The 18986-nt window shown below is 53.7% G+C and carries 18 protein-coding genes; 10 read left to right on the forward strand and 8 right to left on the reverse strand.

Annotated elements, in window-relative coordinates:
• Positions 1-291: 291 nt before the first annotated feature.
• Positions 292-1587, forward strand: coding sequence for an MFS transporter (locus ACOTZF_RS06035; protein WP_129251979.1), 1296 nt, complete (start codon positions 292-294; stop codon positions 1585-1587).
• Here ACOTZF_RS06035 and ACOTZF_RS06040 read toward each other — a convergent pair.
• From ACOTZF_RS06040 to trxC, 5 genes are all read right to left on the reverse strand, one after another.
• Positions 1584-1907 carry a YfiM family lipoprotein gene (locus ACOTZF_RS06040; protein WP_020685902.1) on the reverse strand — a complete coding sequence of 108 codons (324 nt, stop codon included), beginning with the start codon at positions 1905-1907 and terminating at the stop codon, positions 1584-1586. The genes ACOTZF_RS06035 and ACOTZF_RS06040 overlap by 4 nt on opposite strands.
• Before the next feature lie 44 nt (positions 1908-1951).
• Complete coding sequence (pssA, locus tag ACOTZF_RS06045) at positions 1952-3307, reverse strand: CDP-diacylglycerol--serine O-phosphatidyltransferase (protein WP_029882218.1); 1356 nt, start codon at positions 3305-3307, stop codon at positions 1952-1954.
• A 110-nt stretch (positions 3308-3417) separates the two neighbouring features.
• Positions 3418-6081: a bifunctional acetate--CoA ligase family protein/GNAT family N-acetyltransferase gene (locus ACOTZF_RS06050; RefSeq protein ID WP_013098332.1), complete on the reverse strand. Its 2664-nt coding sequence runs from the start codon at positions 6079-6081 to the stop codon at positions 3418-3420.
• Between the two features lie 35 nt (positions 6082-6116).
• Positions 6117-6815, reverse strand: coding sequence for a tRNA-uridine aminocarboxypropyltransferase (gene tapT / locus ACOTZF_RS06055; protein WP_058650757.1), 699 nt, complete (start codon positions 6813-6815; stop codon positions 6117-6119).
• A gap of 70 nt (positions 6816-6885) precedes the next feature.
• Positions 6886-7305, reverse strand: coding sequence for a thioredoxin TrxC (gene trxC, locus ACOTZF_RS06060; protein ID WP_013098330.1), 420 nt, complete (start codon positions 7303-7305; stop codon positions 6886-6888).
• A gap of 204 nt (positions 7306-7509) precedes the next feature.
• Here trxC and ACOTZF_RS06065 point away from each other — a divergent pair, with 204 nt between their 5' ends.
• Positions 7510-8595: a tRNA/rRNA methyltransferase gene (locus ACOTZF_RS06065; RefSeq protein WP_023620103.1), complete on the forward strand. Its 1086-nt coding sequence runs from the start codon at positions 7510-7512 to the stop codon at positions 8593-8595.
• A gap of 38 nt (positions 8596-8633) precedes the next feature.
• Here the strand turns inward: ACOTZF_RS06065 and ung are convergent, their stop codons facing one another.
• Positions 8634-9323, reverse strand: a complete 690-nt coding sequence (gene ung, locus ACOTZF_RS06070; RefSeq protein ID WP_421636054.1) for a uracil-DNA glycosylase — start codon at positions 9321-9323, stop codon at positions 8634-8636.
• A 314-nt stretch (positions 9324-9637) separates the two neighbouring features.
• On the opposite strand from ung, the gene grcA reads away from it, so the two are divergent.
• A complete protein-coding gene (gene grcA, locus ACOTZF_RS06075) occupies positions 9638-10021 on the forward strand; it encodes an autonomous glycyl radical cofactor GrcA (protein WP_013098327.1) in 384 nt (127 codons plus the stop codon).
• A 53-nt stretch (positions 10022-10074) separates the two neighbouring features.
• Here grcA and srmB read toward each other — a convergent pair whose 3' ends face one another.
• Positions 10075-11403 carry an ATP-dependent RNA helicase SrmB gene (gene srmB / locus ACOTZF_RS06080; RefSeq protein WP_013098326.1) on the reverse strand — a complete coding sequence of 443 codons (1329 nt, stop codon included), beginning with the start codon at positions 11401-11403 and terminating at the stop codon, positions 10075-10077.
• A gap of 132 nt (positions 11404-11535) precedes the next feature.
• On the opposite strand from srmB, the gene trmN reads away from it, so the two are divergent.
• Positions 11536-12273, forward strand: coding sequence for a tRNA(1)(Val) (adenine(37)-N(6))-methyltransferase TrmN (gene trmN / locus ACOTZF_RS06085; RefSeq protein ID WP_013098325.1), 738 nt, complete (start codon positions 11536-11538; stop codon positions 12271-12273).
• Here trmN and nadB read toward each other — a convergent pair.
• Entirely contained in the window at positions 12258-13877 is a 1620-nt protein-coding gene (nadB, locus tag ACOTZF_RS06090) for an L-aspartate oxidase (protein WP_013098324.1), read from the reverse strand. The two genes, trmN and nadB, sit on opposite strands and share 16 nt — an antisense overlap.
• Before the next feature lie 349 nt (positions 13878-14226).
• On the opposite strand from nadB, the gene rseD reads away from it, so the two are divergent.
• The 6 genes from rseD to lepA all read left to right on the forward strand — a co-directional run bounded on the left by rseD (position 14227) and on the right by lepA (position 18972).
• Positions 14227-14307 (forward strand): rpoE leader peptide RseD, encoded by an 81-nt coding sequence (rseD, locus tag ACOTZF_RS06095; RefSeq protein ID WP_225368419.1) that lies wholly within the window; start codon positions 14227-14229, stop codon positions 14305-14307.
• Complete coding sequence (gene rpoE, locus ACOTZF_RS06100; RefSeq protein ID WP_006176728.1) at positions 14304-14879, forward strand: RNA polymerase sigma factor RpoE; 576 nt, start codon at positions 14304-14306, stop codon at positions 14877-14879. The genes rseD and rpoE overlap by 4 nt, the downstream gene beginning before the upstream one ends.
• Positions 14880-14910: 31 nt before the next feature.
• Positions 14911-15561, forward strand: a complete 651-nt coding sequence (gene rseA, locus ACOTZF_RS06105; RefSeq protein ID WP_023620106.1) for an anti-sigma-E factor RseA — start codon at positions 14911-14913, stop codon at positions 15559-15561.
• Positions 15561-16514 (forward strand): sigma-E factor regulatory protein RseB, encoded by a 954-nt coding sequence (rseB, locus tag ACOTZF_RS06110; RefSeq protein WP_013098322.1) that lies wholly within the window; start codon positions 15561-15563, stop codon positions 16512-16514. Before rseA ends, rseB begins: the two co-directional genes overlap by 1 nt.
• The gene (gene rseC, locus ACOTZF_RS06115; RefSeq protein ID WP_038420411.1) at positions 16511-16987 is read left to right on the forward strand and encodes a SoxR-reducing system protein RseC; all 477 of its coding nucleotides are present in this window, start codon (positions 16511-16513) and stop codon (positions 16985-16987) included. Before rseB ends, rseC begins: the two co-directional genes overlap by 4 nt.
• 185 nt (positions 16988-17172) lie before the next feature.
• Complete coding sequence (gene lepA, locus ACOTZF_RS06120; protein ID WP_013098320.1) at positions 17173-18972, forward strand: translation elongation factor 4; 1800 nt, start codon at positions 17173-17175, stop codon at positions 18970-18972.
• Positions 18973-18986 lie beyond the last annotated feature (14 nt).

Raw genomic sequence — 18986 nt, forward strand, 5'->3', positions numbered from 1 at the left:
AGTGTGGGGTCTCCCCATGTGAGAGTAGGGAACTGCCAGGCATCAAATAAGAAGAACCCCGTACCGTAAGGTGCGGGGTTTTTTGCTTTTGTTTTTCTCCCTCACCCTGCGGGAGAGGGCACCAGACCGCACCATTCCCCTCCTGGGCTTTCTCCGGAACTTACCTTGCTAACGAAATTTGTGATCTCCCTCGCAATGTCATTTATAACAAAATAATAACATTTAATTTATAAGGTATTGAGTTCCTTCAGAGCTCAGCATGCCGTTGTTTATGGCAGGAGTATAATCATAATGACCGAAAGCATTACATCGAACGGGACGCTGGTTGCCAGTGATACCCGAAGAAGGGTATGGGCAATTGTTAGTGCCTCATCCGGTAACCTGGTTGAATGGTTCGACTTTTACGTCTACTCATTCTGTTCACTTTACTTCGCACATATTTTCTTCCCGTCAGGAAACACCACAACGCAGCTACTGCAAACGGCAGGTGTATTTGCAGCAGGATTCTTAATGCGGCCGATTGGTGGCTGGTTATTTGGCCGTATCGCAGACCGTCGCGGGCGTAAAACCTCCATGCTGATCTCGGTCTGCATGATGTGTTTTGGTTCCCTTATCATCGCCTGTCTGCCGGGGTATGACGCTATCGGAACCTGGGCGCCCGCCCTTTTATTGCTGGCTCGTTTATTCCAGGGACTCTCCGTTGGGGGAGAGTACGGCACCAGCGCCACGTACATGAGTGAAATTGCACTTGAAGGTCGGAAGGGTTTTTACGCCTCTTTCCAGTATGTCACGCTCATCGGCGGTCAACTGCTGGCCATTCTGGTTGTCGTGATCCTGCAGCAGATCCTCACAGACAGCCAGCTTCATGAATGGGGATGGCGAATTCCTTTCGCGATGGGAGCTGCACTGGGGATCGTGGCGCTTTGGCTGCGCCGTCAGTTAGACGAAACCTCGCAAAAAGAGGTCAGGGCGCTGAAGGAAGCGGGATCGTTTAAAGGACTGTGGCGAAACCGCAAAGCTTTCCTGATGGTTCTCGGTTTCACCGCCGGTGGTTCACTCAGTTTTTATACTTTTACCACCTACATGCAAAAGTATCTGGTGAATACCACGGGAATGCACGCCAACGTCGCCAGCGTCATCATGACCGCCGCGCTGTTCGTCTTTATGCTAATACAGCCGCTAATCGGTGCGCTCTCAGATAAGATCGGCCGTCGCACATCAATGTTGATTTTTGGTGGCATGTCCGCCTTATGTACCGTCCCCATTTTAACCGCGCTTCAGCACGTCTCATCACCTTATGCCGCATTTGCTTTGGTGATGCTGGCGATGGTGATTGTGAGTTTCTACACCTCGATCAGCGGGATACTCAAGGCCGAGATGTTTCCGGCACAGGTGCGTGCTTTGGGAGTAGGGCTTTCTTATGCGGTCGCCAATGCCCTGTTTGGTGGTTCGGCGGAGTACGTTGCGCTGTCCCTGAAATCATGGGGAAGCGAAACGACATTCTTCTGGTATGTGACGATCATGGGGGCGCTGGCCTTTATCGTATCCCTGATGCTGCATCGCAAAGGGAAAGGTATTCGTCTTTAATAATGCGCCATCTGCCACACGGCATAGCCGGTCGTGGCACCGGCAACATCCCAGGCAAAATCTTTCCAGCTCCAGCCGCTCCCTGAGGGGCGGCTATCCCATAATTCTTTAGATGCCCCAAGGCTGACTGAGAACATCAGGCCGATTGCCGCACTACGATCCCGGCTATACCCCTGGTGCTGGGCGTACTCATTACCGGCAGCAGACAACATCGCGGATGCGAGGAAGTGTTGCGCTTTATCCTGGCCGGACCAACTATCGTTCGCCATATGGCTACAGCCGGTTAAACAGAGGGTCATGACTAACAGAAGAAGACGCATCAACAGCTCCATAAAAAAGCCCTGCGGGTGGCAGGGCCTGGATATTACAGAATACGGCTGATAAGACGATCGATACGGATGCGACGCAAACGGCGAATAAGCTTACGAACCTTCACCGGATAATCGGCAATGCTCTGTAGCTCGCGGTAATGACGAACCACCGTCGTATGTGTACGAATAAGTTCCAGTTCACGTTCACGCTGCGCGGCCAGCTCATGTTGTGGATCGTGGATCAGAATTGCGTTTTCCAGATCCAGACGCCAGGCACGAGGGTTCAGGTTGTTGCCGGTCAGCAGCATCCATTCATCATCAACCCACATTCCTTTGAGATGATAGCTGTTATCTTCATCTTTCCAGAGACGCACCACCAGCTGGTCGGTGTTTACGTAATACTGTAAGCGACTGAGGAAACGACGCAGGTTAATCTCATAAAGGTAGGGCAGGGCGCCGATGATTTTGAAGGGTTGATCTTCAGGAATGAAAAAGTCATTAGCCGTTTTATCACCGACAATAATTTCCACTTTTTTACCGTCGCGCAGCAGCTGAATGATATTGCGCACCAGCACGGCGGGAAGGTTAAAGTACGGCGTACAGATAGTGAGCTTCTGCTCTGCGCACGGCATCAGATGGAAAATCGTTTTGTTCAGCAGGCTGGATTTGCCTAAGCCCACCAGAGGTGTAACGGACAGCTCTTCGTTGTTTGCATCGCCCTGGAAATGATAAACCGCATCGCGTAGCTCCTGGCGGAACGCGCGAACGTCGTTTTTGATTTCCGGGCTTTTCGGGCGATGAGGATCGTCAAGGCGATTCACACCACGGCCATGTACCAGATGCTTATCCACCCAGTTAAACATGATGTCGGCCATCTGCGAATTACGGATCAGATGGTAGCGGTCGTAGCGATACTTATCGAGCTGATGAAGGTAAACATCATTCAGACTCGCGCCACTATAAAGCACGCTGTCATCGATGATGAACCCTTTGAAATGGAGTACGCCAAGCGCTTCACGGGTATTCACCGGCACCCCGTAAACAGGGACATCAACGCCAGGATTTTCCTGCGCCGTGCGGCAATACCAGTCTGCGTTTGTATTTGAAGCAGCAGCGCCAATACGGCCACGCTGAGCGCGGTGCCAGTCAACCAGCACGCGAACATCCAGTTCAGGACGCTGACGCTTGGCTTCGTAGAGCGCATTCAGGATCGCGCGGCCACCTTCATCTTGTTCAAGATAGAGTGCCACAATGCAAATGCGTCGCGTGGCGCTGGCAATCTTTTCCAGAAGCGTCTCCCGAAAATGAGCGGGAGCGTAAAAGAACTCTACATCATCAACTGACTGAGAAATCTTCGGTAGTTGAGCAAGGTGTTGTTGATGTTTATTACGCTTAAATTTTGACAACATCACAGTGCGTTTCTTCTCTGTTCATTGAAGGGTTGTCTGTACCATGCAAACAACATAAGCGGACAATGATACCACCAGTCCCGTCCAAAGTGGGTAACATTTCCAGTAGCTTACTCGGGTTTATCCGGCGATTTCAGAGTGAGGGAGAGGGCAACAATCCCCTCGTCCAGCTGAATATCAACATCAAAACCGAGTTTTCGCGCCAGGGTCACCATACCGCGATTGTTTGGCATAGTAATGCCATTCAGGCGTAACAATCCGTGATCGCGCGTATAACTGATGAGTTTTTCCAGTAGCCGCCGCCCAAGGCCCAGGCCTTTAAGATCGGAGCGCACCAGTACGGCAAACTCCGCATCGACGTTATCCGGATCTGAAATAGCACGCGTCACGCCAAGGATCTCATCACCGTTTTCGGAACGACGAACGGCGACAAAGGCCATTTCTCGATCGTAGTCGATCTGGGTCATATTGGCTAAATCATCGTGGGTAAATTCGTTGATTTCGCTGAAGTAGCGATAGTAAAGATCCTCTTTCGTGACCTGAGAGATAAACGTCCGCAGTTGCGGTTCGTCTTCCGGCAAAATGGGGCGAAACAGCGAACGCTCACCGTTCTTCATCTCCACCCACTCTTCCAGTTGCAGAGGATAAGGACGGATCGCCAGACGGCTCTCTCTGTCGCCTTCGAATGGCGCGATATCCAGGGTGACGTCCAGCGCCGTGAACTCATTGCCGGAGGCGAGCAGAGGATGAATGTCCAGCCGCTGGATCTCCGCGCAATCGACTATCAGGTTAGAGACCTGCACCAGGAACTGGCTTAACCCCGCAATGTCGAGCGGACGCAGGGCGCTCCGGCCACGGATTTTTTTGCTTTTGATGGCCTGAATAATCAGATAGCGAGCAAGGTTCATGTTCAGCGGCGGTAAGGCCACCACGGCTTGTTCTTCAGGGCGCCATTCCACGCCACCTTCTCCCAGCATGATGAGCGGGCCAAAAACCGGATCGTGCTCAACAACCACCCGCAGTTCCTGTGCGCCCGCGCGGTTCGCCATGCTTTGCACCAGCAGTCCGTGGATCCTGGCCTGGGGCCAGGCCATTTTTACGCGGTCGAAAATAGCATCTGCCGCTTGCTGAACTTCAGCCGCGGTTCGAAGATACAGCATTACCCCCTGCACATCGGACTTGTGGGGAATATCCGGTGAGCGAAGCTTAAGGGCGACCGGATAACCAATCTGTTCGGCAATATGTACCGCTTCCGCGCTGTCGCTGGCGATCCAGGTGGGCAGCGTCTGCATCCCATAGCTACCAAGAATGGGTTGCACTTCGTGAGTGTCCAGCGATGTCGCACCTTCATCGATAGCCTGTTGCAACAGCCGGTGAACGTCGACGGAATTTGCCGTCAGATTGCCGGGCAATGCTGGAGTTTCACGCAACTGTTTCTGGTTACGACGGTATTCCACCATATGCATAAAGGCGGTAATAGTCCCTTCCGGGGTGCGGTACGTTGGCAACCCCGCTTCGCTGAACAATCGCCGCGCCTCCTGAGAGGAGAACTCACCGCACCAGTTGGTGAGCAGAGTGACGTATTTACCACGCGGATGGTTACGCACTGCTTCAATGAGGGCTCGCGCGCTCTCACTGCCAGGAGCGACCGCGCTGGGGGAGTGGATAATCATCAGCGCATCGAAATCCTGACTATCCAGCAAAATAGAGATGGCTTTGATATAGCGATCGCTACTGGCATCATCGCGTAAATCAAGGGGGTTCCCGGGGGCAACGCTGATGGGTAAAGCCTCTCTCAGGCGCTGAAGCGTCTCTTCACCGAGCGTGGCCAGCTTGCCATTACGTAACCACAGTTCGTCCAGCGCCAGCGCCGCCGGAGCTGCGCCGTTACTGACGATCATTAATTTCTCTCCACGCAACGGACGCATATGACTCAACGTCTCGACGGCGGAAAAAAGTTCATGCGTGTCCTGTACCCGCAGTAAACCCGCGCGCTGGATAGCCGCATCCCAGGCGGGATCCATCCCGGAATGGGAATGCAGCAGGCTTTGTGCTGCAGGGCTGCGTCCGCTTTTGATGACCAGGATGGGTTTATTACGTGACGCGCTGCGCGATGCCGACACAAAACGACGGGCGTCGCTGAGGTGTTCAAGATAAAGCAGGATCGCACTGGTTTTGCTGTCACGCGCCAGAAAATCCAGCAGTTCATCCACGTCGATATCTAGGCTGTCACCCAGGGCGATGAAGTAGGAGAACCCCATCTCACGCTGCTGCGCCCAGTCAAGGATTGTGTTGGATACCGCAGCCGACTGCGAAATAAAAGCAAGTTTGCCTTTACGGATCGGCACTGGAGAAAAGCTGGCATTCAGTCCTTGCCAGGGGGCGAGCAGCCCCAGACTGTTCGGCCCGAGAATACGCATTTGATAGCGGCTGGCGCACGCCAGAAGCTCGGGCTGCTGTTCAGGAGGAGATGAGAGGATAATGCAGGTCTTACACCCTTTCTTGCCGAGCGATTCCAGCAATTCCGGGTTACGTTTCGCATTTGTACAGAGTACGGCCAGATCGGGTACGAAAGGCAGGCTCTGCACATCAGGCCACGCAAGTACCCCCTGAACGGCCTTATAGGCCGGTGTAACGGGCATAACGGGGCCATTAAATCCGCCGGCCAGCAGGTTGCGCATCATCAGATAGCCAGCGCGATCCGGTTTCATTGATGCGCCGATAACGGCTATGGATTTAGGACGTAGTAGCGCTTCTAACCCTCGCTGGCTCATGCAGGCCTCCTGTGAATGCAAGCGACCTGATGATTTTAAACGTTTTCTGTCCCGGTTGCTGTGACACTGCCCTTATGAACGGTTTTTCCCGCCAGATAGCGTTCGCGAAAACGGGAGAAATGGCTGCCCAGCGCGGCAGCCGCCTCGGTATCACCCGCTAAATCCAGCAGTGCGATCGCCACTTCGGCGGTGCAGTATTGTCCCTCGGCATGGGCTTCACGTAAGCGGTAGGCCGATACGCGAGAGAGGTCGACAGAAATGATCGGCAGCGCATCAAGGTAAGGGCTTTTGCGAAACATTTTCCGCGCTTCCGTCCAGGTGCCATCCAGCATAATAAACAGCGGTGGTTTTCCGGATGGCGGGGCTGACAGTACCTGACGGTCGGCGCCTGCATAGGAGGCAGGGAAAACGACCATAGGCTGATAGTCCGGGCTTGCCACTAAGTCGAGCAGGGCCTGAGGAGGCTCCGTGCGCGACCACTGAAACGCGGCCGTATCAGGCAGAATATCGGCGATCAGACGGCCCGTATTGCTGGGTTTCATCGGTTCGGTATCAAACATGACCAGGCAAAAACGGCTTTCCGCCGTGGCCGGTACCAGCGTGTCGCACAGGCACACTTTTAGCGGCAGCAGGCAGCGCTGGCAGCGACGGATGCGGTTGCCACGAGCGAGAAAAGGGCGAGTCGCGCGGGCAAGGCGTTCGGCGCGTAATTGAAGTACAGCGTTATCAGTCATGGGCGAAAGGGCTGGAAAAACCCCATTTTCGCAGAGGCGGGAACGGGGCACAAGATGTGCCCCGTGAATGTTACAGCGACTCGTTCAACCAGCTCTCGAACGGCGCTTTGGGTACCGCGCCGTTGAGCATGTCGATGACTTCACCATTTTTGAAAATCATGATGGTCGGAATGCTACGAATACGAAAACGGGCGCTGAGCTCGCGTTCTGCCTCCGTATTCACCTTCACAAAACGCATCTTCCCGCTGCGCTCTTCGGCGACATCTTCAAAGATTGGCGCGAAGTTACGGCACGGGCCACACCATGGTGCCCAGAAATCGACAACCACCGGAAGATCGTCCTTGAGGAGTTTGTCCAGCGTAGCACCTGTAGCGTTAATCACATCGCCATCAAACAACTCATGGCCACAACGCCCGCATTTCGCACCATCCTCGATCCGATCGTCCGGAATGCGGTTAAGAGCCTGACAGTTGGCACATACGGTATTCATAACTAACCTCTGATAGAACCATGGGACAGCGGCAGTATGCCGATAATGTTTCTAATATGTTACATATTATCAATGAGCCTGTTTGAAACGACAATGCGTTTTATTCAATGAGAACAATAGTCACAGGCTTTTGTACGAAATTATGGCTATGCGCTTGCACATCGGGTAATCTGCGCGCTTCGCGCAGCGCTGGTGGAGAAAAGCATGAACGACGAAATGAAAAATAAAAGCGGCAAGGTCAAAGTGATGTATGTCCGCAGTGATGATGACTCTGATAAACGCACCCAAAATCCGCGTACCGGAAAAGGTGGCGGGCGTCCGGCGTCCTCTCGTGCAGACGGTGGCCGTCGCCCCGCCCGCGATGACAGAAACAACCGCGGTGATGACCGCAAACGTGATGACCGCAAGCGTGACGATCGCAAACGCGATGATTTTGCACGTGAGGGTTCGTCACCATGGCGTACCGTGTCCCGCGCGCCTGGCGATGAGACGCCTGAAAAAGCCGATCACGGCGGCATCAGCGGTAAAAGCTTTATCGATCCGGAAGTGCTGCGCCGTCAGCGTGCGGAAGAGACACGCGTGTATGGCGAAAACGCCTGTCAGGCTCTGTTCCAGAGCCGCCCTGAGTGTATCGTTCGTGCATGGTTTATCCAGAGCGTCACCCCTCGCTTCAAAGAAGCCCTGCGCTGGATGGCGGCAAACCGTAAAGCCTACCATGTGGTTGATGATGCCGAGTTGACGAAAGCGTCAGGCACCGAACACCACGGTGGTGTCTGCTTCCTGATCAAAAAACGTAACGGCACAACGGTGCAACAGTGGGTCAGCCAGGCCGGTGCCGATGACTGCGTGCTGGCGCTGGAAGATGTGGGTAACCCGCATAACCTGGGTGCGATGATGCGCAGCTGCGCGCACTTCGGCGTTAAAGGGGTACTGCTGCAGGATGCTGCGCTGCTGGAATCCGGTGCTGCGATCCGTACTGCGGAAGGCGGTGCCGAGCACGTTCAGCCGATCACCGGCGACAGCGTTCTGGATGCCATCGAGCAGTTCCGTAAAGCGGGCTATTCCATTGTGACGACCTCCAGCCATGCCGGTACGCCGCTGTTTAAAGCGACGCTGCCGCGCAAGATGGTGCTGGTGTTAGGTCAGGAACGTGATGGTCTGTCAGACGCGGCACTCTCGAGTGCGGATCTGAGCGTCTCTATTGACGGGACGGGCAATGTGGAAAGTCTGAACGTTTCCGTCGCGACCGGCGTACTGCTGGCGGAGTGGTGGCGTCAGAACAAAGCATAAGCTTTTTATGTGCCGGGCCAGCCCGGCACATTCATTTCCTACTCGCTTTCTGCCGGTAACACGGGCATCCAGTCAATCGGCGTTTCGCCACGTTTTTCCAGCCACTCATTCGCCAGAACAAAATGATTACAGCCAAAGAAACCACGATGGGCTGACAGCGGAGACGGGTGTGGCGCTTTCAACACGTGATGACGCTGACGGTCGATAATCGCCCCTTTCTTCTGCGCATGCGATCCCCAGAGTAAAAACACTACCCCCTCACGATGTTCATTGATAAGGCTGATGACTTTATCCGTAAAGGTTTCCCACCCAAGGCTGGTGTGAGAGTGCGCCTGACCTGCTCGTACGGTTAAGACAGTATTCAGTAACAGCACGCCCTGGCGCGCCCAGCTTTCCAGATAACCATGATTGGGCCGGGTAAAACCGGGGATCGTTCCTTCAAGCTCTTTATACATGTTCAGCAGAGAAGGGGGGATAGCCACGCCCGGGCGCACGGAGAAGGCCAGCCCATGAGCCTGACCAGGGCCGTGGTAAGGATCCTGACCCAGGATCACCACTTTGACATCGCTCAGTTCGGTATAGCGAAACGCGTTAAACACGTCTTTCTGGGGCGGATAAATCGTCTGGCCAGACTGCCGCTCTGCCGCAACGGTACTGAGAGTGTTGATAAAATAGGGCTGCTGTTTCTCTTCTGCCAGCACATCGTGCCATGTCAGCGGTGTCGTCATCTCGCTCTCCTGCGAATCTCATTCTGCGCCTAGCTTAACCGCTAAATCCTGCGGTGCAAAATTCCATGCGGAAATTAGCCGTAACTCCTTAAATTATGGTTGAAAAATTACAGATTGATTTGAATTGGTAAGGCTGGGAAATTGATCTGAAACAATAAAACCAGACCACACTCTTTGTGTGGTTGGTGATTTTGTTGATTTAAATCAATAAATCACTGGGGTGTGAATGATATATATACACACAAGAAACAATGGTTTTACCAATTGGCCGCGAAAGGCCGACACCAGTTAATGTAGCCTAAGGGAGGCAACACATGATTACAGGTATCCAGATTACTAAAGCTGCAAACGACGATCTGCTCAACTCTTTCTGGCTGCTGGACAGCGAGAAAAACGAAGCACGCTGTGTGGTAGCAAAAGCGGGTTTTGCGGAAGATGAAATCGTTCCAGTTAATAAGCTGGGCGAAATTGAATACCGCGAAATCCCAATGGAAGTGAAACCAGAAGTGCGTGTTGAAGGTGGTCAGCATCTGAACGTGAACGTACTGCGTCGCGAAACGCTGGAAGATGCGGTTAAGCATCCTGAAAAATACCCACAGCTGACTATTCGTGTGTCTGGCTACGCGGTGCGTTTCAACTCCTTGACCCCGGAACAGCAGCGCGACGTTATCGCGCGTACCTTTACTGAAAGCCTGTAAGGTTTTTAGCCACGGGGGTGGAACAAAAAGCCGGGATATTTCCCGGCTTTTTTTTACTCTTCAGTTTTCGCTTCTGACGCAGTACCGCTTGGCTTACGGCGTTTACCAATATTCTTGGTATCGCGATGACGCTGCTTCACGCGCGGCTTCTCTTTTTCTTTCTCTTTTCTCTCCGCACGTTTCGCCAGTGCTTTTTTAGACGGTTTGCCCGTCATTTTTTCACTCGGTGCACGCGTGGTTGGGCGCAGGCCATCGACAACGCGGGATTTCAGCGGCTCGTCGATATAGCGACCAATTTTCTGCAGCAGCAGATGGTCGTGCGCTTCAACCAGGGAGATCGCTGTACCTTTACGCCCGGCGCGGCCGGTACGGCCGATGCGGTGCAGATAGGTATCACCGCTGCGCGGCATATCGAAGTTGATCACGTGGCTGACGTCCGGAATGTCAATCCCGCGAGCAGCAACATCTGTTGCCACCAGCACGTTAACGCGGCCATCGGTCAGACGCTTAATGCCTTCGGTACGTTTGATCTGTGCCATCTCGCCTTCGAGGTAGCAGTTGTTAATCCCGGCATTACGCAGCATTTCAGCCAGCTCGTGCACACGCTCGCGCTTACGCACAAAGACGATAGTGCGGGTGGCCTCTTCCTGCTTCAGCAGGTGCTTGAGCAATTCAACCTTGTGCTCAAGGTTGTCCGCGCGATAGTACCACTGATGGATCTTCTTGCGTTCACGGGTAGAAGGCGTTGCCGACACTTCCACCGGATCTTCCAGCAGGCGCTCTGCGAAGTCTTTGATCGCGTCCCCTTCGAGGGTGGCAGAGAAGAGCATTGTCTGGTTGCGCCAGCGCGTCTCGCCGGCGATATGTTCGATATCCTGCGCGAAGCCCATGTCCAGCATACGGTCGGCTTCGTCCAGAATCAGGGTTTCTACCGCGCGGCAGTCAAAGTTCTCTTCTTTAATGTATTGCAGCAGACGGCCTGTCGTCGCAACGACGATATCCTGGTTTTCGCTGAACACTTCGGCGTGGTTCATATACGCAACGCCGCCGGTGATTGTGGCGATATCCAGATGGGTATTCGCTGCCAGCTCGCGTGCGTGATCGGCAACCTGCATAGCCAGTTCACGGGTAGGCGTCAGGATCAAAATACGCGGCGGGCCTGATTTTTTACGAGGAAAATCGAGCAGGTGCTGCAACACAGGCAGCAAGTAGGCTGCTGTTTTCCCCGTGCCGGTTGGCGCAGAACCGAGCACATCGCGGCCCTCAAGCGCAGGCGGAATGGCCGCTGCCTGAATGGCGGTCGGGCGTGTAAAGCCTTTGCTCTCAAGTGCATTGAGCAGGCTTTCATCGAGTTCAAGTTCGGAAAAAGTCGTTACAGTCATGTTCTACCTCTGTGTGGGGCGCTGATTATAGACGTTACGGCTGTAATCTTCATCTGTTTGTATGGATATCGCTTTTCGGCCACTTCGCTTTCCCCTATGCTACTCCAGTTTCACTTAGAAGGTTGCTCTGACATGTCTCAACTCAAAGCGCAATTGCGCCGCGATGGTTTTACGTTTAAACAATTTTTTGTTGCTCACGATCGCTGTGCCATGAAAGTCGGTACAGACGGTATTCTACTGGGAGCGTGGGCGCCTGTCGCAGGGGTTAAGCGCATTCTGGATATTGGCACCGGCAGTGGTCTGCTGGCATTAATGCTGGCTCAGCGCACGGATGAGCATGTCACCATTGATGCGGTTGAACTGGATGCACAGGCCGCAGGGCAGGCGAGTGAAAATGCGCTCGAATCCCCCTGGGCAACCCGAATAAAAGTTGAATGCGCGGACGTACTGGCCTGGGCACCAGAGCAAACGGCGCGTTATGATTTGATTGTCAGTAACCCTCCCTACTACGCGCCCGGCGTGGAGTGCGGTACGCCTGAGCGCGAGCAGGCTCGCTATACCGGTTCGCTCGATCATAAAGCCCTGTTAACCAGCGCGGCGAATTTAATTTCCGAAGAAGGGTTCTTCTGCGTGGTTCTTCCCGAAAGCACCGGCAATACCTTTATTGAGATCGCACGGGAGATGGGCTGGAACTTACGGCTGCGTACCGATATCTCGGATACGGAAGGGCGGTTACCACACCGGGTCTTGCTGGCGCTTTCGCCAAAAGAGGGGGAATGTTTTAACGACAGGATGGTTATCCGTGGGCCAGACCAGCGTTACTCCGAAGATTACACTGCGCTGACCCAGGCATTTTATCTGTTTATGTGACGCTGCGGGGAGAGAACCGACGGGCCGGATTCAGGCAGCGTGTCGGGATAGTCCAGGGTGTAGTGTAAACCCCGACTTTCTTTACGCATCATCGCGCAGCGAACAATCAACTCGGCAACCTGCACCAGGTTACGCAGCTCCAGCAGATTGTTGGAAACGCGGAAATTGGCATAATACTCATCAATTTCCTGCTGCAGCATGGTGATACGGCGTAAGGCTCGCTCAAGACGCTTCGTCGTGCGTACAATGCCAACGTAGTCCCACATAAATAGCCGAAGCTCATGCCAGTTATGCTGGATCACAACCAGCTCATCCGGGTTTTCCACGCGGCTCTCATCCCAGGCCGGTAAGTGCTCAGCGTGGCGGGCATACGGCATGCGTTTGGTTATATCCACCGCTGCGGACCAGCCGTAAACCAGACACTCCAGCAACGAGTTGGATGCCATGCGGTTCGCGCCATGTAGCCCGGTATAGCTCACCTCGCCGATGGCATACAGACCATCCACATCCGTACGGCCATGATCGTCAACCATGACGCCACCACAGGTATAGTGAGCTGCTGGCACAATCGGTACCGGGTCACGCGTCAGATCAATCCCAAGGCTGAGCAGCTTTTCATAAATCATCGGGAAATGCTGACGGACAAACTCAGCCGGTTTGTGGCTGATATCCAGATACATGCAATCCACGCCAAGACGTTTCATCTCGTGATCGATAGCGCGGGCGACGATATCACGCGGCGCGAGCTCGCCTCGCGGGTCAAAGTCCGGCATAAAACGTGAGCCGTCCGGGCGCTTCAGATACGCGCCTTCACCGCGCAGGGCTTCCGTCAGCAGGAAATTGCGCGCCTGCGGATGAAACAGTGCGGTTGGATGAAACTGGTTGAACTCAAGATTGGCAACACGACACCCGGCGCGCCAGGCCATGGCGATACCATCACCAGAGGCAATGTCCGGGTTGGTGGTGTATTGATATACTTTGGAGGCGCCACCTGTTGCCAGCACCACGGCTTTCGCCTGACAGGTTTCGACCTTTTCTTTATTACGATTCCAGACCCAGGCTCCCACCACCCGGCGCGTGCCCGGCAGGCCAATCTTGTCAGAAATAATCAGGTCAACGGCATTACTGCGCTCAAGCACCCGAATATTAGGATGGCTGAGCGCCTTGCTGACCAGGGTGGTTTCCACCGCTTTACCGGTGGCATCTGCAGCGTGCAGGATCCGGCGGTGGCTGTGTCCGCCTTCGCGGGTAAGGTGGTAACTCTCTTCGCCGTTTGGCTGAACCTGAGTATCAAACAGTACACCCTGGTCAATAAGCCACTGGACGCAGTGACGCGCATTGCTGGCGACAAATTCCGCAGCATGTTCATCGACGATCCCGGCTCCGGCAATCAACGTATCTTCGACGTGTGACGCAATGCTGTCTGTTTCATCAAACACGGCGGCAATTCCGCCCTGGGCATAAAATGTGGAGCCTTCGCTCATCGGTCCTTTACTCAGAACAATTACGCTCTGATGCTCAGCCAGACGCAGCGCCAGCGAGAGTCCTGCCGCGCCGCTACCGATGATCAGTACATCACAATGTAGTTCAGGTGTTGTGTTCATGATTTTTGTTTAATTTACTAAACAGTGTTTGGGCAGAATAGCACCTCAGTGCGAGATATCGCACGTTTTTTTTATTCTCAGTTGCAATGACTAAACGCGCATGCGCGGATTTCCGGCATGTAAAAGAAGGAAAATATTTTGCGAAGCAGGTCGTTAGCTTCAGATTTTGTGGTGAAATAAAGCCTGGGTTGCGTTACTCTTCTGACCGGATAAGAGATGTTTGAAGTCAGAAAGTGGGTATGTATCGTGAACAGACTTATAATGAGAGAAAATAAACAGTCTGTGACGCGATGAACAAAAACAAAGGCGTTACGGAACTTATTGAAGAATAGACACTCCAACTCGGTGCTTGCTCAAAAGTGCGGGATTTGTAGAGTGGCGTTTCGATAACGCGTGGAATTTTGGTTTGGGGAGACATTACCTCGGATGAGCGAGCAGTTAACGGACCAGGTCCTGGTTGAACGGGTCCAGAAGGGAGATCAGAAAGCCTTTAACCTACTGGTGGTGCGCTACCAGCATAAGGTGGCGAGTCTGGTTTCCCGCTATGTACCGTCAGGTGATGTGCCTGATGTTGTACAAGAGTCTTTTATTAAGGCCTATCGCGCGCTGGACTCGTTCCGGGGAGATAGTGCTTTTTATACCTGGCTGTACCGTATTGCGGTCAATACGGCAAAGAATTATCTGGTCGCTCAGGGCCGTCGTCCGCCTTCAAGTGATGTGGACGCAATCGACGCCGAAAACTTCGAAAGTGGCGGTGCGCTGAAAGAAATTTCGAACCCTGAGAACTTAATGTTGTCAGAAGAACTGAGACAAATTGTTTTTCGCACGATCGAGTCGCTCCCGGAAGATTTACGCATGGCAATTACGTTACGGGAGCTTGATGGTCTGAGCTATGAAGAGATAGCCGCTATCATGGATTGTCCGGTCGGCACGGTACGTTCACGAATTTTCCGTGCGCGAGAAGCTATTGATAATAAAGTTCAACCGCTTATCAGGCGTTGACGATAGCGGGATACTGGAAAAGGTATTAGGCATGCAGAAAGAAAAACTTTCCGCTTTAATGGATGGTGAAACGCTGGATAGTGAGCTGCTCAATGAGTTGTCTCATTCTCCCGAAATGCAAGAGACCTGGGAGAGTTACCATCTCATCCGTGACACCCTTCGTGGTGACACCAGCGAGGTTATCCATTTCGATATCTCAGCCCGCGTGATGGCGGCTATTGAGAATGAGCCTGTTCATCAGACCACTCCGCTGATTCCTGAAGCTCAACCTGCACCACACCAGTGGCAGAAAATGCCGTTCTGGCAGAAGGTGCGTCCGTGGGCCAGTCAACTTACCCAAATGGGTGTGGCGGCATGCGTATCGCTTGCAGTTATCGTTGGCGTCCAGCACTATAATACTCAGTCTGAAACTAATCAGCAGCCAGAAGCGCCAGTGTTCAATACACTGCCGATGATGGGCAAAGCCAGCCCGGTAAGTTTGGGTGTACCGGCTGATGCCTCCGCCAGTGGCGGTCAGCAACAGCAGGTTCAGGAGCAGCGCCGTCGCATTAATGCGATGTTGCAGGATTATGAGTTGCAGCGTCGTCTGCACTCAGAACAGCTTCAGTTTGAGCAGGCACAAACCCAGCAGGCTGCTGTGCAGGTGCCAGGAAACCAAACTTTAGGAACGCAATCGCAGTAATGAAGCAACTTTGGTTCGCCATGTCTCTGATGGCGGGTAGCCTGTTCTTCTCTGCCAACGCCTCGGCTGATGTTTCATCCGGGGCGTTGTTGCAGCAAATGAATCTGGCCAGCCAGTCACTCAATTACGAGTTGGCATTTATCAGCATCAATAAGCAGGGCGTCGAGTCGTTACGCTATCGCCATGCCCGTCTTGATAATCAGCCGCTCGCGCAACTTTTACAGATGGATGGCCCGCGTCGGGAAGTGGTTCAGCGTGGTAACGAAATCAGCTATTTCGAGCCAGGCCTGGAGCCTTTCACCCTCAATGGCGACTATATCGTTGATTCTCTGCCATCGCTCATCTACACCGACTTCAAGCGCCTTGCCCCTTACTACGATTTTATTTCGGTAGGGCGTACGCGCATCGCTGACAGATTGTGTGAAGTGATCCGCGTTGTCGCCCGCGACGGGACGCGTTACAGCTACATTGTCTGGATTGATGCCGAAACCAAGCTTCCAATGCGTGTAGACCTGCTTGATCGCGATGGCGAAACGCTGGAACAGTTCCGCGTTATCTCCTTTAGCGTCAATAATCAGGTGGGTAATAGCATGCAGAATCTGGCGAAAGCCAGCCTGCCGCCGCTGCTTTCCGTTCCGGCGGGAGATTCCGTGAATTTCAACTGGGTTCCTTCCTGGATCCCGCAAGGCTTTACGGAAGTATCAAGCAGCCGCCGACAACTGCCTACCATTGAAACGCCGGTTGAATCGCGCCTCTACTCCGATGGCTTGTTCAGCTTCTCGGTGAACATCAATCGCGCGACGGCAAACAGTGCCGAACAAATGCTGCGTACCGGACGTCGAACAGTCAGTACCACGGTACGCGACAACGCGGAGATCACCATCGTCGGCGAATTACCCCCGCAAACGGCGAAGCGTATTTCTGACAGCATCAAATTCAGGGCTGCACAATGATTAAAGAGTGGGCTACGGTTGTATCATGGCAGGACGGTGTTGCGCTGGTAAGCTGTGATGTAAAGGCCTCCTGTAACAGTTGTGCATCCCGGGCGGGTTGCGGCAGCCGCGTGCTAAATAAGCTCGGGCCGCAAACCTCGCACACGCTTTCCGTGCCAAGTGAGCAACCGCTGGTGGCAGGACAGAAGGTGGAACTGGGTATTGCCGAAGGCAGCCTGTTGGGTTCCGCAATGCTGGTTTATCTCTCCCCGCTGGTGGGGCTCTTTGTGATGGGCGGCGTGTTTCAGATGCTGTTTGGTACCGATGCGGCGGCTATGTGCGGCGCTGCATTGGGAGGTGTGGGTGGTTTCTGGCTTGCCAAAGGTTTCTCCCCAAGGCTCGCAGCCCGCGAAGCGTGGCAGCCTGTTATTCTCAGCGTAGGGCTGGCACCAGACCAACTTCGTGTTGAGACGCTCTCCTCTGAGGCCCGGTGATCCATCGGGCTTTATCATCATTCACATCTTAAAAAAGAAAACGCCATTTCTTCACGCTATACCTGGCGCTAAGTGCATTTCCAGGTAACGGAGATGTAGTGTAGAATGCTGCGTTTTCGCACTGAAAAACGTCAGGCTAAGAACAGCGGCCTCCAGGAATTCGTAAGGCATAATTATTTAACTATATGAAGAACATACGTAACTTTTCGATCATTGCTCACATTGACCACGGTAAGTCGACGCTGTCTGACCGTATTATCCAGATTTGCGGTGGCCTGTCTGATCGTGAAATGGAAGCCCAGGTTCTGGACTCCATGGACCTGGAACGCGAACGTGGTATCACCATTAAAGCGCAGAGCGTCACGCTCGATTACAAGGCGGCTGATGGTGAAACCTACCAACTGAACTTTATCGACACCCCAGGCCACGTTGACTTCTCCTATGAAGTTTCTCGCTCGCTGGCAGCCTGTGAAGGCGCGCTGCTGGTGGTGGATGCGGGGCAGGGCGTAGAAGCCCAGACCCTGGCAAACTGCTACACGGCGATGGAAATGGATCTCGAGGTGGTGCCGGTTCTGAACAAGATCGACCTGCCAGCCGCTGACCCTGAGCGCGTGGCGGAAGAGATTGAAGATATCGTCGGAATTGACGCGACCGATGCCGTGCGTTGCTCGGCCAAAACCGGCGTGGGCGTTACCGATGTGCTGGAACGTCTGGTGCGTGATATTCCGCCACCAGAAGGTGACCCGGATGCCCCACTGCAGGCGCTGATTATCGACTCCTGGTTCGATAACTATCTGGGCGTTGTCTCGCTGGTGCGTATTAAAAACGGCACCATGCGTAAAGGCGACAAAATTAAGGTGATGAGTACCGGCCAGGTCTATAACGCAGACCGTCTCGGGATCTTCACACCAAAACAGGTTGACCGTACCGAGCTGAAATGCGGCGAGGTGGGTTGGCTGGTTTGTGCCATTAAAGACATTCTCGGTGCGCCAGTGGGCGATACCCTGACCGGCGCGCGTAACCCGGCAGAAAAAGCGCTGCCAGGCTTTAAAAAGGTGAAACCACAGGTTTATGCCGGCCTGTTCCCGGTCAGCTCTGACGACTACGAGAACTTCCGTGATGCGCTCGGCAAGCTGAGCCTTAACGACGCCTCGCTGTTCTACGAGCCAGAAAGCTCCACGGCGCTCGGCTTCGGCTTCCGCTGCGGCTTCCTTGGTCTGCTGCACATGGAGATCATTCAGGAACGTCTGGAGCGTGAATACGATCTGGATCTGATCACCACCGCGCCGACCGTAGTGTACGAAGTGCAGACCACCAACAAAGAGATCGTCTACGTCGACAGCCCTTCCAAGCTGCCGCCGCTGAACAACATCGATGAGTTGCGTGAGCCAATCGCAGAGTGTCATATGCTGCTGCCGCAGGAATATCTGGGTAACGTTATCACGCTGTGCGTGGAGAAACGTGGCGTTCAGACCAACATGGTTTACCACGGTAACCAGGTCGCGCTGACCTACGAAATCCCAATGGCGGAAGTGGTTCTCGACTTCTTCGACCGTCTGAAGTCTACGTCTCGTGGCTATGCGTCACTGGATTACAACTTCAAACGCTTCCAGGCTTCGAACATGGTACGTGTGGACGTGCTGATCAACGGCGAACGTGTTGATGCGCTGGCCCTGATCACCCACAACGACAATGCCCCGTACCGTGGCCGTGAGCTGGTTGAGAAGATGAAAGATCTGATCCCGCGTCAGCAGTTTGATATCGCGATTCAGGCGGCCATCGGCAACCACATTATCGCCCGCTCTACCGTGAAACAGCTGCGTAAAAACGTTCTGGCGAAATGCTATGGCGGTGACGTTAGCCGTAAGAAAAAGCTGCTCCAGAAGCAGAAAGAAGGTAAGAAGCGTATGAAGCAGGTCGGTAACGTCGAACTGCCGCAGGAAGCATTCCTTGCCATTCTGCATGTTGGTAAAGACGGCAAATAACCCTAAGGAGTTGG

The sequence above is a fragment of the Enterobacter cloacae complex sp. SHL021 genome, from assembly GCF_049237765.1.
GTDB lineage: Bacteria > Pseudomonadota > Gammaproteobacteria > Enterobacterales > Enterobacteriaceae > Enterobacter > Enterobacter cloacae.